This window comes from Chryseobacterium takakiae (assembly GCF_900129385.1).
Lineage (GTDB): Bacteria > Bacteroidota > Bacteroidia > Flavobacteriales > Weeksellaceae > Chryseobacterium > Chryseobacterium takakiae.
Genome location: NZ_FQVO01000001.1, coordinates 480,638 through 497,154, shown reverse-complemented (window position 1 = coordinate 497,154; position 16,517 = coordinate 480,638). Strand labels below are relative to the sequence as shown.

At 39.5% G+C, this 16,517-nt stretch carries 10 protein-coding genes; 9 read left to right on the top strand and 1 reads right to left on the bottom strand.

What is annotated here, in order from left to right:
- Positions 1-86: 86 nt before the first annotated feature.
- Positions 87-515 (bottom strand): hypothetical protein, encoded by a 429-nt coding sequence (locus BUA76_RS02220; RefSeq protein WP_143149838.1) that lies wholly within the window; start codon positions 513-515, stop codon positions 87-89.
- A 596-nt stretch (positions 516-1,111) separates the two neighbouring features.
- On the opposite strand from BUA76_RS02220, the gene BUA76_RS02215 reads away from it, so the two are divergent.
- The 9 genes from BUA76_RS02215 to BUA76_RS02175 all read left to right on the top strand — a co-directional run bounded on the left by BUA76_RS02215 (position 1,112) and on the right by BUA76_RS02175 (position 16,443).
- Positions 1,112-1,837, top strand: coding sequence for an NUDIX hydrolase (locus BUA76_RS02215; protein ID WP_066438240.1), 726 nt, complete (start codon positions 1,112-1,114; stop codon positions 1,835-1,837).
- A gap of 18 nt (positions 1,838-1,855) precedes the next feature.
- On the top strand, positions 1,856-3,340 hold the full coding sequence (locus tag BUA76_RS02210; RefSeq protein ID WP_072883181.1) for a xylulokinase: 1,485 nt from the start codon (positions 1,856-1,858) through the stop codon (positions 3,338-3,340).
- Positions 3,341-3,439: 99 nt separating this feature from the next.
- Complete coding sequence (gene xylA, locus BUA76_RS02205) at positions 3,440-4,768, top strand: xylose isomerase (protein ID WP_072883180.1); 1,329 nt, start codon at positions 3,440-3,442, stop codon at positions 4,766-4,768.
- Between the two features lie 97 nt (positions 4,769-4,865).
- A complete protein-coding gene (locus BUA76_RS02200; protein ID WP_072883179.1) occupies positions 4,866-7,757 on the top strand; it encodes a SusC/RagA family TonB-linked outer membrane protein in 2,892 nt (963 codons plus the stop codon).
- Positions 7,758-7,769: 12 nt separating this feature from the next.
- Positions 7,770-9,725, top strand: a complete 1,956-nt coding sequence (locus BUA76_RS02195) for a RagB/SusD family nutrient uptake outer membrane protein (RefSeq protein ID WP_072883178.1) — start codon at positions 7,770-7,772, stop codon at positions 9,723-9,725.
- A gap of 90 nt (positions 9,726-9,815) precedes the next feature.
- Positions 9,816-10,994 (top strand): mannonate dehydratase, encoded by a 1,179-nt coding sequence (gene uxuA / locus BUA76_RS02190; RefSeq protein ID WP_072883177.1) that lies wholly within the window; start codon positions 9,816-9,818, stop codon positions 10,992-10,994.
- Between the two features lie 86 nt (positions 10,995-11,080).
- Entirely contained in the window at positions 11,081-11,896 is an 816-nt protein-coding gene (locus BUA76_RS02185; RefSeq protein ID WP_072883176.1) for an SDR family oxidoreductase, read from the top strand.
- 148 nt (positions 11,897-12,044) lie between these two features.
- Complete coding sequence (locus BUA76_RS02180; RefSeq protein WP_072883175.1) at positions 12,045-14,507, top strand: glycoside hydrolase family 95 protein; 2,463 nt, start codon at positions 12,045-12,047, stop codon at positions 14,505-14,507.
- Positions 14,508-14,733: 226 nt separating this feature from the next.
- A complete protein-coding gene (locus tag BUA76_RS02175) occupies positions 14,734-16,443 on the top strand; it encodes a glycoside hydrolase family 43 protein (RefSeq protein WP_072883174.1) in 1,710 nt (569 codons plus the stop codon).
- Positions 16,444-16,517: the final 74 nt, after the last annotated feature.

Genomic DNA, 16,517 nt, shown 5'->3' with positions numbered 1-16,517 from the left:
CACGGTACAAAATATTGTACTAATAAAATAAAAGCAGAGACTTTTGAATCTCTGCTTTTATATTATAATAAACATACAGATACTCGTTATCTGAATTTTCTATTAGAATTGCTGTAATTACCGGCATTTATTCCGTGAAAATTATTGTAGGTATAATAAAGATCCTTAAAGTAAATATCCGTATCGGCTTCATACTTTTCGATCATAGGAATGGTGTTTTCCTTCCTGGATGCGCTGTAAGCGTATTTCTTTTTTGAAACTGTCTTTTTCTTAGGACAATGACAGTGCAGATGATCCTGTTTTCTATGCTCATCAAGTTCAACAATTTTAATTTCTGTACGCTCGTACTTTTTGAATTTTTCAAAACTATTCAGGTCTAAAGTAAACCAGGGTTCGCCGTGATAAAAATAATGATCGGTGATTTCAGGATTAAAAATGTCTTTCTTTTCTAACGGGGCGGATGAGTAGTAACCATTGCAGTCAGTACACATGGCAACTTGTATTTTTATCGACATAATATTAGGATTTAAAGTGATTCTCTTTGCTATATCAGAAGTTGTGCCATAGGTGAGAATCTTACATAAAAATTAATAAACAATAGCAGCAAAAGAGTAAATAATATCAGAATATTCGTTATGTAGAAAATCCAGTGATCTTCTAAGTAAATAATTTCTCTTTATTAATTTTTGCTTATCATAAATTTAATCTCCAAATTTTCTACCGATTTTCTTTTTGCTATATTTTTTACCTCTTGCATATAAAAATGGTAAAGGAAAAATCAAAAAATTAACGAATTTTTATATCTAAAAGTGTTTTTTTTACACTTTTTAATAAAAAAAATAAATCTTTTTTTAATGTTTCTTATCATAGTATTTTAATCCAAAATTTTAAAGTCTTTTTTTTATTATTTTTTTTCCAAGGTGTTGTAAACTCATATTTTAAGATTGTTATAAGTGTAGTTTCAATGATAACCTTATCATAAATTATATACAATTGTTATCATAAAAAATCGATATGTAAATGGTTGATATGTAAGTGTTAGCAGTAAATTTATTTTTTTTATTCAATTGAATTTTTATATTTGTGATGTTACATAAATGTTAACGATTAAATGAGCCCTGACTTTATTCATACATACGTATCTGTAGATTGTGTAGTATTCGGATTTGATCTCGAAAACCGCCTGAACATTTTATTAGTTCAGCGACATGTAGACGAGATCCCCTTGGAAAGAAGAAGAAAACTGCCCGGAAGCCTGATCTTCAGCAACGAAGATGTAGACGATGCCGCAGAAAGAGTACTTCATGAGCTTACAGGAATCCGTAAAATGGTTCTTAAGCAGTTTAAATGTTTTGCAGATCCGGGACGCGCCAATAATGAACATGATATCACGTGGATGGGTAAAGAATACAAGCACCATATCGACAGGATCATTACGGTAGCTTATCTTTCACTCTGCAAGATCGATCATAAGATCAACAGTACAAAGTACGACAATGTAGACTGGTTCCCGATTGATGAAGTGCCGGAGCTGCCATTTGATCACAATAAGATTATCAGCGAATCACTGGTGGAAATCAGAAAATGGATAGAATCAGATTTCTCGATCATTTTTGAACTGCTGCCGAAAAGATTTACCATCAGACAGCTTTATCAGCTTTATAGCGCATTAAGCGAAAAATATATTGATATTAAAAATTTTCATAAAAAAATATCATCATTCAACTATATCGTGCCGCTGGACGAAATTGAAAAAAATGTTTCACACCGTGCTGCAAGATATTATAAGTTCGATGCGAAGATCTACAAGAAAAATAATACTAAACTCATTAAATAAAAGCTCCTCAATAAAATTATGTACTTACTAGGCTATGACATCGGCAGTTCTTCTGTAAAAGTTTGTCTCATCGAGGCATCCAGCGGAAAAGTGATTGCTTCAGAATTTTCCCCGAAAAAGGAAATGAAAATCACCGCTGTGAATCCGGGATGGGCAGAACAGAACCCTGTTGATTGGTGGACTAACCTGAAACTGGCACACGAAGCCGTAATGCATGAATCAGGAATTCATTCCGAAGATATCAAAGGAATCGGAATTACCTGGCAGATGCACGGTCTTATACTTGTAGACAAAGATCAGAATTTATTGAGACCTTCTATTATCTGGTGTGACAGCCGTGCCGTACAGTATGGCGAAAAAGCCTTCAAAGAAATAGGAGAAGAAAAATGCCTGTCGCATTTGCTGAATTCACCGGGAAATTTCACGGCATCCAAATTAGCCTGGGTAAAGGAACACGAACCGGAAATTTTTGATAAAATTGATAAAATAATGCTTCCGGGAGATTACATCGCCATGAGACTTTCCGGACAGATAGGAATGACTATTGAAGGCCTTTCGGAAGGGATTTTCTGGGACTTTAAAAACAACTGTATTTCGGAAGATGTGATCAATCATTACGGAATTCCGAAAAGTTTCTTCCCGGAGATTGTGCCTACTTTTGGAATTCAGGCTACGGTTTCTGCTTCCGCAGCTCAGGAACTGGGCCTTAAGGAAGGAACACCGATTTCCTACAGAGCCGGAGATCAGCCCAACAATGCACTTTCACTGAACGTTTTTAATCCGGGAGAAATTGCTTCCACTGCCGGGACTTCAGGAGTGGTGTATGGAGTGCTGGATCAGCTGGAATATGATAAGTTATCAAGAGTTAATACGTTTGCCCATGTTAATTATACTCCGGAACAGATCAGGCTGGGCGTTTTACTGTGCATCAACGGAACAGGAATCCTGAATTCTTGGCTGAAACACAATTTCGCGACCTCATTATCTTCATATGGCGATATGAACGAGCTGGCTTCTCTTTCACCGGTAGGTTCCAAAGGTCTTAGTATTGTCCCTTTCGGAAACGGTGCCGAAAGAGTCTTGGAGAACAAAGAAACCAACTGCTCGATTCACGGAATTAATTTTAACATTCACACGAAAGGAGATATTCTGCGTGCGGCGCAGGAAGGAATTGTCTTTTCCTACGAATACGGAATGAATATCATGAGAAATATCGGGATGGATATTCAGGTAATCCGTGCAGGAAATGCCAATATGTTTTTAAGTTCGATATTTCGTCAGTCACTTTCCAGTGTCAGCAATGCGGTTATTGAGCTTTATGATACCGATGGAGCTGTAGGAGCGGCAAGAGCGGCGGGAATGGGAATCGGGTTTTATGCAGATTCTAAAGAAGCTTTTTCATCACTCGAAAAAATAGCAGTGATAGAGCCTGAACACGAAAAACAAGAACAATATCTGGAAGCTTATACAAGATGGAAGCATCATCTTAATGAAATAATCTAAACAATTAACAACGGAAGTTTTCCATAGCTCTTACCGACCTTTCAATGCCGGTGAGCAGGGGATTTCTACGCAAAAAAAAATTAAAATAAATAAAAAAATATGAACACTTTAACTGGTACGAAAGAGTTTTTTACGGGGATCGAAAAGATTAAGTTTGAAGGGAAAGAAAGCAGAAATCCAATGGCATTCCGCTACTATGATGCAGAAAGAGTAGTAATGGGAAAACCCATGAAAGACTGGACCCGTTTTGCAATGGCGTGGTGGCACACTTTGTGTGCAAATGGAAGCGATCCGTTCGGAGGGGCAACTATCCACCATCCTTGGGATATCGGGAATGATGCCGTTACGAGAGCTATGCACAAAATGGATGCAGGTTTTGAATTCATGTCTAAAATGGGCTTCAGCTACTACTGTTTTCATGATATCGACCTGGTAGATCCGGCAGATAACTGGAAAGAGTATGAGAAAAATCTTCAGACTGTGGTAGAGTATGCCAAACAAAAGCAGGCAGAAACAGGAATTAAACTTTTATGGGGAACCGCCAATGTTTTCACCCACGAAAGATACATGAACGGAGCTTCTACCAACCCGAACTTTGACGTAGTAGCCTGTGCGGGAACCCAGGTGAAAAACTCTATCGATGCAACCATTGCTTTAGGTGGAGAAAATTATGTATTCTGGGGTGGAAGAGAAGGATATATGAGCCTTCTGAACACAGACATGAAGCGTGAGAAAGATCACCTTGCCCGTTTCCTTTCAATGTCCAGAGATTATGCCCGTCAGCAGGGCTTTAAAGGAACTTTCCTGATTGAGCCTAAACCAATGGAGCCAACAAAACACCAGTATGATTACGATTCTGAAACGGTAATCGGCTTCCTTAGACATTATGGACTGGATAAAGATTTTAAATTAAATATCGAAGTAAACCACGCAACGCTTGCAGGCCATACTTTTGAGCACGAACTTCAGGTAGCGGTAGATGCCGGACTTTTAGGAAGTATTGATGCCAACAGAGGAGATTACCAGAATGGCTGGGATACAGATCAGTTCCCGGTAGATTATCTGGAAATGGTTCAGGCATGGCTGGTACTTCTTCCGGCAGGCGGACTGGGAACAGGCGGAGTAAACTTTGATGCTAAAATCAGAAGAAATTCTATTGATCCGGAAGACTTGTTCATCTCTCATATTTCAGGAATGGATGTTTTTGCAAAAGGACTTCTGGCAGCTGCTGATATTCTTGAAAACTCAGACTACAAAAAATTAAGAACAGACCGCTACGCTTCTTTTGACAACGGAAACGGAAAGGCATTCGAAGAAGGAAACCTTAAACTCGAAGATCTTCAGAGAATAGCACATGAAATCGGGGAACCTCAGCCAAAAAGCGGAAAACAGGAACTGTTTGAAGCTATCGTAAACATGTATATCTAATCTTAAAAAATGAAAAGGCTGCTAACACTAGGGATTTACAAGAACTATAATTATTAATAGCCTTTTTATTCAACCCTAATATTTAAAAATAATAATTATGAACCGATTTTATTTAGCTAAAACCAATAAGGCGGCCCTGTTTTTTGCCATGGCCTTATTACCTTCCGGCCTCGCGTATGCCCAGGTTAAAAAAGATTCGGTAACAAAAGAGCGAAAGATAGATGAAGTTGTTGTTATTGGATATGGTACACAAAGAAAAGAAGCAGTTACAGGATCTGTGGCTACCGTAAAAGGAGATGTTCTTCGTGAAGTGCCTTCAGCAAACATTACACAGGCTTTACAGGGAAGAACTGCGGGAGTTGATATTTCCCAGACTTCTACAAAACCGGGAGCAGCCATGCAGATCCGGATCAGAGGTACAAGATCATTAACAGGGGACAACAATCCGCTTATCGTTCTCGATGGAATTCCGTTTGTAGGATCTTTAAGCGATATTAGCTCTAGTGATATCAAAAGTATAGACATCCTCAAAGATGCTTCTGCAACGGCAATTTATGGTTCGAGAGGTGCAAACGGTGTTATTTTGGTAACGACAAACAGAGGATCGAAAGGACAAAAACCGAGATTCACGTACAACTCTTTTACCGGAGTTCAGACTCTGTTTTCAAAATACCCGATGATGGACGGGCCTAAATTTGCCCAGCTACGTGCCTATGCTACACCTGCAGGAAACACAACACCTTTATATACCAACGGTGCAGACGAAAATAATAATACCAATACCGACTGGCAGAGCCTTTACTACAAACCGGCAATGATGACCAGCCACGATGTTGGTGTTTCCGGAGGTACGGAAGGCGGAAATTACAACGTCGGATTGTCTTATTTTAAGCAAGATGCATTAATACCGCTCCAGAGTTACGAAAGATTCTCTTTACGTACGGCAATCGATCAGCAGGTAGGAAAATTTAAATTCGGGTTCACTACCAATACCAATTATTCGGTTTCAGAAGGAAACGGAGTAAATCCGGGAGCGATTTTAGGATATTCACCCCTAGCTAACCCTTATAATGCCGACGGAAGCTTTAAAAGAGTAATGAGTACCGCAGGAGGAATCGACCAGACTTGGATCTATACCCGTAAAACATTAGAATCATTAAATGATAAATATGTAGATGAAACCAAATCTTTTGCCTCATACAACAACCTTTATGGTGAGGTAAGCCTACCTTTAAATGGTTTAAAATACAGGTTAAATGTAGGATTAGACTTCCGTACCGCCAATAGCGGAAACTATACCGGGGTAGGAGTATTCAATACCAATCCGCTTGGGCCTTCATCTGCAGGAAGAGGAAATAACCAGACTTATCACTGGGTAGTGGAAAACCTTTTAACCTATGACCGTACTTTTGGCAAGCATAAAGTAAATGCAGTAGGATTATATTCTGCAGAAGGAAACAGATTTACAAGCTCCTACATGAGTGCGAGAAATGTACCTGCAGACTTTTTTCAATATTATAATTTAGGACAGTCTCCACAAGCAGATATCACCGTAAGACCAGAGGATCAGAGGTATGAGCAGACAGGTCTTCTTTCAGCAATGGGAAGGGTAATGTATACTTATGACAATAAATATATGTTGACTGCAACGCTTCGGGCGGACGGATCTTCAAGGCTTGCCGAGGGAAATAAATGGCATACTTATCCGGCACTGTCTTTAGGATGGAATATTACGAATGAATCTTTCATGCAGAATATTAAGGCACTGAATCTTTTAAAACTAAGGGCCGGTTGGGGACAAACTTCCAATCAGGCGGTAGCTCCTTACTCAACATTAGGATCACTTACCGTAACACCGTATAATTTCGGAGGTTCAAACGGTACAGGGGTTTATGTAAATCAGGCTCCCAATGCTGATCTCGGATGGGAATATTCTAAAACACAAAACTACGGAGCAGATTTCGGATTATTCAATAACCGTATTAGCGGTAGCATTGAATATTACAGAACGCATACCTATGATCTCTTATCCAATAAATCGCTTCCGCCTTCCTCAGGTCTTTCATTCGTAACAAAGAATGTTGCGGAAACAGAAAACAAAGGATGGGAATTCTCCTTAAACGGAACAATTTTAGACAATCCGGATGGTTTCTCCTTAGATGCGGGAGTTAATTTTTACACCAACAGAAACAAAATTTTAGCACTTGCTTCAGGAATTGATAGAGACGTAAACAACCTTTGGTTTGTAGGGCATAATATTAATTCATTGTATGATTATCAGTATATCGGCCTTTGGCAGGCGGGAGATCCTTATCAAAACATTCTCGAGCCGGGAACACCAGCTGATGTGGTAGGATCTATTAAAGTGCTTTATACCGGAGGGTATAATGCAGACGGAACGCCGGTAAGAGCAATTGGCCCGGATGACAGGCAGATTTTTGATACGGCTCCGAAATATCAGGGTGGTTTCAATATTCGTATGGCATATAAAAATTTCGAGCTTAGCACGGTTGGAGCATTTCAACACGGAGGGATCTTAATCAGTACACTATACGGATCTGCAAGTTACCTGAACAGATTAACAGGTAGAGGAAACAACGTTGATGTAGATTACTGGACGGAAAATAATACCGATGCATACTTTCCGCGTCCGGGACGCCATTTAAGTGGTGACAATCCGAAATATTCTTCTACATTAGCGATGTTTGATGCTTCTTATCTTAAGCTTCGTACCATCACTTTAGGATACAATATCGATACAGATTTCTTAAAAGATCTGAAAATTACAAGCTTCAGAATTTATGTAACGGTTACCAATCCTGTAGTATTGTTTTCACCGTACCACAAATTCTCAGGAATGGATCCGGAACCGAACTCTTTCGGAAACGAAAACCAGGCGGTTAGCGGATATCAGAGCCGTCAGCTCATTATCGGAACCAATAATCCGTCTACAAGAAATTATTTAATGGGTCTTAATTTAACTTTTTAAAACTGTACAGTCATGATAAATTTTAACAAAAAAATGGTACTGGGAGCAATCTTCTTATCATTAACATTTACAGGATGTAACGAGATTCTTGACGAGCAGCCAAGGTCCGTCTATACTGTTGATTACTTAAGCACGCCAGACGGTATCAACCAGAGTTTTACTTCTTTATACAGACAATTACGACTTCTATACGGTAATGGCTACTTTATGAGTAATTGCCAGAATGGTACCGACGAATCTACCTGGGCACAAAGTGCAGACGGTAACTTCAGAGAGCTGGATATGTCGGGGCAGGGAAATATTAATCCTAATACTTTCCCTACAAGCATGGTTTGGGGATCTGTATTTCCATATATCAATACGGCTAACGGAATTATCGAAAAAGGACCTGCAGCAGGGGTTGCTGAATCTATGATTTCCGAAGCCAGATTTTTCAGAGCGTTTGATTATTTTATGCTCGTTCAGACGTATGGAGGAGTTCCTTTGGATCTCGGTTCGGGAGAGCTTAAATTTAATACAGCACCCGTAGCTACTTCAGTAAGAAATACGGTACCTGAAGTATATTCAAAAGTAATTTTTCCGGATCTTAAAAAAGCGGTAGACAATTTACCCGTTTCCCCGCGTGTTACAGGAGGAGTTACAAAAAATGCAGCCAGATTGTTTTTAGCAAAAGCATATCTTACCTACGGTTGGTGGTTGCAGAACCCTAACAATATTCCTACCTATCCGGAAACGTCCAGAACCGATCCGGATGGTCACAATGCACAGTGGTATTTCCAGCAGGCTTATGATGTCGCAATGGCAGGGATTACCAATCCGGCACCTTACAGCTTACAGGCTACTTTTTATGATGTAAATGTAGGTTCCAACGACAGAAATAACGAGTGTATGCTGTTTGCAGATCATACTTCATCAAGTACTTATTATAATGAAAGTGATCCTGTAGGTTTCGGATCAGGATGGGCTCCGGATAACTTTGCAGCATGGATGCAGACCTGGAACTATACTGCCATTAAAAGCAGCAGGACAGCAGCTTGGGGCCCGAATGACGCAGTTAGTTCCATTCAGCGTGAAGCAGCTCAGTCGTTAGGAAGACCTTGGGTTCGTATGTGTCCAACATTAGGTGTTATTAAAAATACTTTTGCGGATAAAACATTAGATTCACGTTATGACGGTACTTTTGTAACCACATACAGAGGAAACTGGAACAAAAACGGAACAGGACTTACAACGGTACCGGTTTTATACAACGCGAACGGCTTGCCTGTACAGCCGGGAGGAGCTATTCTCAGCTTCCTGAACGACGATTCCCAAACTCCTACCTATCCTTCAGGAGCAGGACAAAGCGGTGTGGGAGCAGGAACATTGCCTGGAAGAGCAGACTGGGTAATTGCACCAAACGGAATCAGCAGAATTGTATATCCTGGTCTTTGGAAAATAGGAACATACCGTACCGATGATCCGAATGGTTTAGGCTACCCGAATGCAGGTCTTACCCGTCCGTTCAACGTTGCAAAATTCTCAGAATTTTACTTCATTGCAGCAGAAGCAGCGGTAAAAGGAGCTTCAGGAGCTATGAGCGCAAGGGATCTTATCAACGTGATCCGTGCTAGAGCAGGAAAATGGAAATTCAATAACGCGCAGAATGTTTCCTATGTAGCCGATAACAGTGCAGCGATGATTGCAGCAACTCCTGCAACAATCACGATTGATTATATTCTTGCAGAAAGATCCAGAGAATATTATGGGGAATTCTACAGATGGTATGATTTGGTACGTACCCAGAAGTGGGAACAGTATGCAGCTACTTACCAGATCGGAGGAGCTTCTTATGGAGATCATACACCGCAGACGGTAACGAGAACAATAAAACCTTTCCATTATCTTAGACCGATCCCGCAAGGACAGCTTGATGCAATGGAGGTTTCTGCAGATGTAAAAGCAAAATACCAGAACCCTGGTTATTAATTGATTTTATTCTTACATTCATATTAACAGCAAAGTAGGTGTTTACCAAAAAGCACCTGCTTTGTTTTAATAAAATTAAAATATAATATTATGGAAAAAACATGGCGTTGGTTTGGGAAGAATGATCAAATAAAACTTAGTACACTGAGGCAAATCGGGGTAGAAGGAATTGTTTCGGCACTTCATGATATCCCAAACGGAGAAATCTGGAATTTAGAAGCTGTTAATGATTACAAAAATTATATAGAAAGTCACGGTCTTCGCTGGTCTGTTGTAGAAAGCCTTCCGGTAAGTGAAGCGATAAAATACGGAGGTGAAGACCGGGATTTTTTAATAGAAAATTATATCAAAAGTCTCGAAAATCTTGGTAAAGCAGGAATAAATACAGTCTGCTATAATTTTATGCCGGTGCTCGACTGGGCAAGAACAGATCTCTTCCACGAATGGGAAGATGGCTCCTCATCATTATATTTTGATAAAGCTAAATTTGCGTATTTTGAAATTCATATTCTGAAAAGAAAAGATGCAGAAAATGATTATACACCGGAAATTCTTCAGAAAGTAGAAGAGCTGAAAAGTATACTTACTGAAGAAGACAAAAACATTCTTATTGATTCGGTTATTGTAAAAACTCAGGGATTTGTTAACGGCAACATTAAAGAAGGAGATTTGAATCCTGTTGAGAAATTCAATAATTTACTGGCTTTGTATGACGGAATTGATAAAAACCAGCTTCGCCTGAATCTAAAATACTTCCTTGAAAAAATAATGCCGGTTTGCGAAGAATGGAATATAAGCATGTGTGTACACCCAGATGACCCGCCGTTTGCACTCCTGGGCTTACCAAGAATCGTTACCAATGAAGAAGATATAGAGTGGTTTCTGAGTGCTGTAGACAATCCTCACAACGGACTTACTTTCTGTGCAGGCTCTTTAAGTGCCAATCCGAATAACGATGTCCCGAAACTGGCCAAAAAGTTTGCCAGCCGTACAAAATTTGTTCACCTGAGAAGTACAAATGTTTTCGAAAATGGAGATTTTATCGAAGCACATCATCTTGGGGGAAGAGGTAAATTAATTGACGTAATCCGCATATTTGAGCAGGAAAATCCTGAATTGCCAATGAGAATCGACCACGGAAGACTTTTAACTGAAGATGTTGAAAAAGGGTATAATCCCGGTTACTCTTTCTTAGGAAGAATGCTGGCTTTAGGACAAATTGAAGGCGTAATGGCAGCGGTACAAAATGAAATGTCGAAGACAAAATAGGATCCGTACGATCCAATAATAACAGCCGCAGATGAAACCTGTGGAAATAAAAATCATTCATCAATTATCACTTATCAATCATAAAAATGAGCGAATTATTCAGTATAAAAGATAAAGTTGCCATCATTACAGGTGCTTCGGGCGTTTTAGGAGGAAGCCTTGCCAAAAGTTTCATAGAAGCAGGCGCGAAAGTAGTCGCATTGGGAAGAAATCAGGAAAAACTGGATGCCCTTGTAAAAGAACTGAAGCTATCCGGAGGTGAAGCATTTGCCGTAGAAGCGAATGTGCTGAACATTGAAAGTCTTGAAGCTGCCTCAGAAAAAATTAAAGAAAAATACGGCAGAATTGATATTCTCCTGAACATCGCCGGTGGAAATATTCCTTCCGCAACATTATCTCCGGAACAGTCATTTTTTGATATGAATATGCAAAGCTGGGATGAGGTTACTGATCTTAATATCAATGGTACTGTTTACCCAAGTTACGTTTTCGGAAAAGCAATGGCGGAGCAAAGAAGCGGAAGTATTGTCAACATCTCATCAATGGCAGCGTATTCTGCGATCACAAGAGTGGCGGGATATTCTGCAGCCAAATCCGCAATTACCAACTTTACTCAATGGCTGGCTTCAGATGTAGCATTGAAATTCGGAGATAAAATCCGTGTAAATGCAGTTGCTCCCGGGTTTTTCATTGGTGACCAGAACCGTGCGATTCTTTTAAATCCGGACGGCTCTCTTACAGACAGAAGCAAAAAAGTAATTGCTAAAACTCCCATGCAGCGTTTCGGTGAAGTAGAAGAACTAAACGGAGCCGTACAATTTCTCTGTTCAGATGCAGCAAGCTTTATTACTGGCGCATTATTGCCTGTTGATGGTGGTTTCAGCGCTTTCAGCGGAGTTTAAACCTGAGTTAATTTTCTTCATATCAAAATTAGAAGATTATATGGAGAAGAATATAATATCCTTTATCATTAAATTATTAAAAGTGATAAATAAAGACGAAACAGCTTAATATCAAAGTATTGCAGTTTGAAGTATTATAAAAGTAAAAATGAAATCTAAACTTTGCAATATCGCAATCTGTCTTCTGATCAGTATATTTTCCTCTGCGCAAAAAGGAGGAAAATATAAGCTGTGGTATAATAAGCCGGCTCAGCAATGGATTGAAGCTTTACCAATTGGCAACGGAAGAATTGCAGCAATGGTTTTTGGAGATCCTTACAAGGAGAAACTTCAGCTCAACGAAGCTACCTTCTGGTCGGGAGGGCCTTCCCGAAATGATAACCCAAACGGGCCTAAAGTCTTGGATTCCATTAGATATTATCTTTTCAATAGAAATTATAAAAGAGCACAGATCCTTGCTGATAAAGGATTGACGGCAAAAACACTTCATGGTTCTGCATTTCAGAATATTGGTGAGTTCACGCTTGATTTTCATAATCTTGGTGATATTAAAGACTATTATAGAGAATTAGATATTGAGAAAGCACTTACAACGACAACTTTCACTTCAAACGGAACTCATTTTAAAAGAGAGGTATTTGCCTCAATTCCGGATAATGTGATGGTAATTAGACTCAGTGCCGACAAAAAAAACGCATTGAATTTCACAGCCAATTTCGACAGTGAACTCAAGAAAAATGTTCAGGCTGATGGCGTTACAGTACAGATGAACGGTTTATCATCAACCATAGAAGGTTTAGAAGGAAAGGTAAAATATAACGCTGTTGCAAAATTTATTACAAAAAATGGAACAACTTCAGCTTCAGGAAAATCCATTTCGGTAAGTAACGCGGATGAAATCACCATTCTGATATCAATCGCGACCAACTTTACAGATTATAAAACATTAAATACAGACGAAGTTGTAAAAAGCAGAAAATACATTTCTGAAGCGGAATATAAAAATTTTAATACCTTATTTAAAAATCATTTAAAAGCCTATCAGAACTACTTCAAAAGAGTTGATATTGATTTAGGAACTTCTGAAGCCGCAAAAAATCCCACCGATATTCGTGTTAAAAACTTTGCAATAAATGATGACCCGGAATTGATTTCACTGTACTATCAGTTCGGGCGTTACCTTCTCATTTCTTCATCGCAGCCGGGTGGCCAGCCTGCGAATCTTCAGGGGATCTGGAATGGTTCCAATAAACCGGCGTGGGACAGCAAATATACCATCAATATCAATACGGAGATGAATTACTGGCCTGCCGAAAAAACCAATCTCCAAGAAATGCACCAACCTTTGATTCAAATGATCAAAGATCTGAGTGAGTCCGGAAAGGCAACGGCTAAAGTGATGTATAACAGCCGTGGCTGGGTAGCCCATCACAACACTGATATCTGGAGGATAACCGGAGTAGTCGATTTTGCCAATGCCGGAATGTGGCCGATGGGCGGAGCATGGCTTTCCCAGCATCTTTGGGAAAAATATTTATACAATGGTGATAAAAATTATTTAAAATCTATTTATCCTGTACTTAAATCAGCTACACAGTTCTATGAAGATTTCTTAATTGAAGAACCAACCCACAAATGGCTCGTTGTTAGTCCGTCCATGTCTCCGGAAAATATTCCGCAAGGACATCAGGGAAGTGCTTTGGCAGCCGGAAATACGATGGATAATCAGTTGATGTTCGATTTATTTACCAAAACAAAAAAAGCAGCAGAAATTATTAATATTGATCCAGAAAAAATTCCGGTCTGGAATACCATTATTTCAAAATTACCACCCATGAAAATCGGAAAATACGGTCAATTGCAGGAATGGATGGAAGATATGGATAACCCTGAAGATCATCACAGACACGTTTCCCATTTATACGGATTGTTTCCCTCCAACCAGATCAGTCCGTTTACCACGCCGGAATTGACTGGTGCTTCCAAAACGGTTTTGGTACATCGTGGCGATGTCTCCACAGGCTGGTCAATGGGCTGGAAAGTAAATCTCTGGGCAAAATTGCTGGATGGAAATCACGCTAATAAACTCATTAAAGACCAGCTTACCTTAGTAGAAAAAGATGGCTGGGGAAGCAAAGGCGGAACCTATCCCAATCTTTTTGATGCGCATCCGCCGTTTCAGATTGACGGAAATTTCGGCTGTACCTCAGGGATTACAGAAATGTTGTTGCAGACACAGAATGGTTTCATCGACATTCTTCCTGCGCTTCCTCATGAATGGAAAAACGGAAAAATTTCCGGATTAAAAACATACGGAGGTTTTGAAGTAAATATAAGATGGGAAAATAACAAGGCAAAAGAAGTAGTGATAAAATCCCACCTCGGAGGAAACTGCAGAATAAGAGTTCCTAATGAAATGCAGCTTTCTGGAAATACAAAATTGAAAAAAGCGGAAGGAAAAAATCCGAATCCATTTTTTGAAATTCCTGAAATCAAGGAACCATTAATTTCGGCAGATGCAAAATTAAATCCTTTTGAAATTAAAACATCGTTGATATATGATTTCCAGACAGAGCCGGGAAAAACATACATCCTAAAAATAAAGTCCTGAAAGGACGACCTAAATAAGAATAGGATGAAATCCTATTCAATAGAACCCGAAGGGTTCAACAACAATAGCCACAGATAATTGTATGATTTTCCGACAGAACCAGGAAAAACATACACATTAAAAATAAAGTCCTGAAAGGACGGAATAAATCAGAATAGGATGTAATCCTATTAAATAAAAGAAGGGTTCAACAACAAAATTAAAACAGAAATTAAGACATTTATATATGAAAAAGACGCCCATGAATTTAAAGAAAAGAACCGGTGTTCTGGCAGCAGCGGCTCTGCTTTCCATAAGCAATATTTCCGCGCAGACATTTTCCAACTTCAACTACCGTGGAAACGATAAAATATACAAGGACAATCCTTTACAGTCAGATGAATTTTATTCACCAATTCTTCAGGGCTGTTATCCGGATCCGAGCATCACTAAAAAAGGCGAAGATTATTATCTGGTAAATTCTTCATTTTCAATGTTTCCGGGTGTTCCGATTTTTACTTCTAAAGATTTAGTAAACTGGAAACAGGTAGGCCACGTTCTGGACAGACCTTCTCAGTTAAAAGTTGAAAAAGGCGGCGTTTCTCAGGGAATTTATGCACCGGATATCAAGTACAACAAGTACAACGATACATTTTATATGATTACCACGCAGATTGCAGGCGGAGTAGGAAATATGGTGGTAAAAACAAAAGATCCCGCAAAAGGCTGGAGCGAAGTTCAAAAACTGAATTTTGACGGAATAGATCCTGCCATTTTCTTCGATGATGATGGTAAAGCTTACATCGTTCACAACGACGCTCCGCCAAAAGGAACAGAGCAGTATCAAGGTCACCGCGTTATCAAAATGTGGGATTACGATTTGGAAAAAGACCAGGTGGTAGCAGGTTCAGATAAAATAATTGTAAACGGCGGTGTTGATCTTACTCAGAAACCGATTTGGATTGAAGGTCCGCATTTGTACAAATACAAAGGAAAATATTATCTGATGTGTGCCGAAGGAGGAACAGGAGGCAATCACAGCGAGGTAATCTTTATGGCAGATTCTCCGAAAGGACCTTTTGTACCGGCAAAAAATAATCCGATTCTTACCCAGCGTTATTTTCCGAGAGACCGAAAAGAAAAAGTGGACTGGGCAGGACATGCTGATTTGGTAGAAGGATCGAACGGACAATGGTACGGTGTATTTCTGGCAATTCGTCCGAATGTAAACAACCGCGTCAATAAAGGCCGTGAAACATTCATTCTTCCGGTAGACTGGAGCGGAACATATCCTGTTTTCCAGAACGGATTGGTTCCGATGAAGCCGAAATTGAAAATGCCGCAAGGTGCACAGAATCAAACAGGACAAAACGGCTTTTTCCCGAATGGAAACTTTACCTATTCTGATAAATTAACCGATAAAAATCTGGATTTCCGATGGATTGCCATGCGTGGTCCCCGCGAAAACTTTATCGCAACAACAAAAAATGGAGTAAAAATAAATCCTTTTGAAACGAATATAAAAGCTTTGGCTCCGGTTTCGGCTTTATTCCACAGATTGCAGCATGAGGATTTTGAAACATCCGTTGTTTTGGATTTTAAGCCTAAATCTGAAAAAGAACTGGCCGGAATTACCTGCTACCAAAGTGAAAAATTCAATTATGTTTTCGGAATGACGAAGAAAGATAAAGACTTTTATATGGTGTTGGAAAGAACCGAAAAAGGGGAATCCAAATTAATAGCAAGCGAAAAAATTTCATCATCTAAAGCAATTACATTACAGGTAACAGGCGAAAAGGATATGATCAGCTTCAGCTATTCTCAGGATGGAAAAAACTTTAAAAACCTGGGCGGTCCGGTTTCGGGAGATATTCTTTCCACGGATGTTGCAGGCGGTTTCACAGGAAGCTTAATCGGTCTGTACAGCACATCGTCTAACGATATTGTGCCGAATTAACGAATAAGGCTTCGACAGGCTCAGCCTGACACAGCAAAAAAACAGATCGTTGTAGCATTGTCACACTGAGCTTG

What these genes read in the sequence shown, in the direction of transcription:
- BUA76_RS02210 (WP_072883181.1), top strand. Translation starts at nt 1,856, where the DNA reads ATGTACTTACTAGGCTATGACATCGGCAGTTCTTCTGTAAAAGTTTGT.
- BUA76_RS02175 (WP_072883174.1), top strand. Translation starts at nt 14,734, where the DNA reads ATGAAAAAGACGCCCATGAATTTAAAGAAAAGAACCGGTGTTCTGGCA.
- uxuA (WP_072883177.1), top strand. Translation starts at nt 9,816, where the DNA reads ATGGAAAAAACATGGCGTTGGTTTGGGAAGAATGATCAAATAAAACTT.
- BUA76_RS02200 (WP_072883179.1), top strand. Translation starts at nt 4,866, where the DNA reads ATGAACCGATTTTATTTAGCTAAAACCAATAAGGCGGCCCTGTTTTTT.
- BUA76_RS02215 (WP_066438240.1), top strand. Translation starts at nt 1,112, where the DNA reads ATGAGCCCTGACTTTATTCATACATACGTATCTGTAGATTGTGTAGTA.
- BUA76_RS02180 (WP_072883175.1), top strand. Translation starts at nt 12,045, where the DNA reads ATGAAATCTAAACTTTGCAATATCGCAATCTGTCTTCTGATCAGTATA.
- BUA76_RS02185 (WP_072883176.1), top strand. Translation starts at nt 11,081, where the DNA reads ATGAGCGAATTATTCAGTATAAAAGATAAAGTTGCCATCATTACAGGT.
- BUA76_RS02220 (WP_143149838.1), bottom strand. Translation starts at nt 515, where the DNA reads ATGTCGATAAAAATACAAGTTGCCATGTGTACTGACTGCAATGGTTAC.
- xylA (WP_072883180.1), top strand. Translation starts at nt 3,440, where the DNA reads ATGAACACTTTAACTGGTACGAAAGAGTTTTTTACGGGGATCGAAAAG.
- BUA76_RS02195 (WP_072883178.1), top strand. Translation starts at nt 7,770, where the DNA reads ATGATAAATTTTAACAAAAAAATGGTACTGGGAGCAATCTTCTTATCA.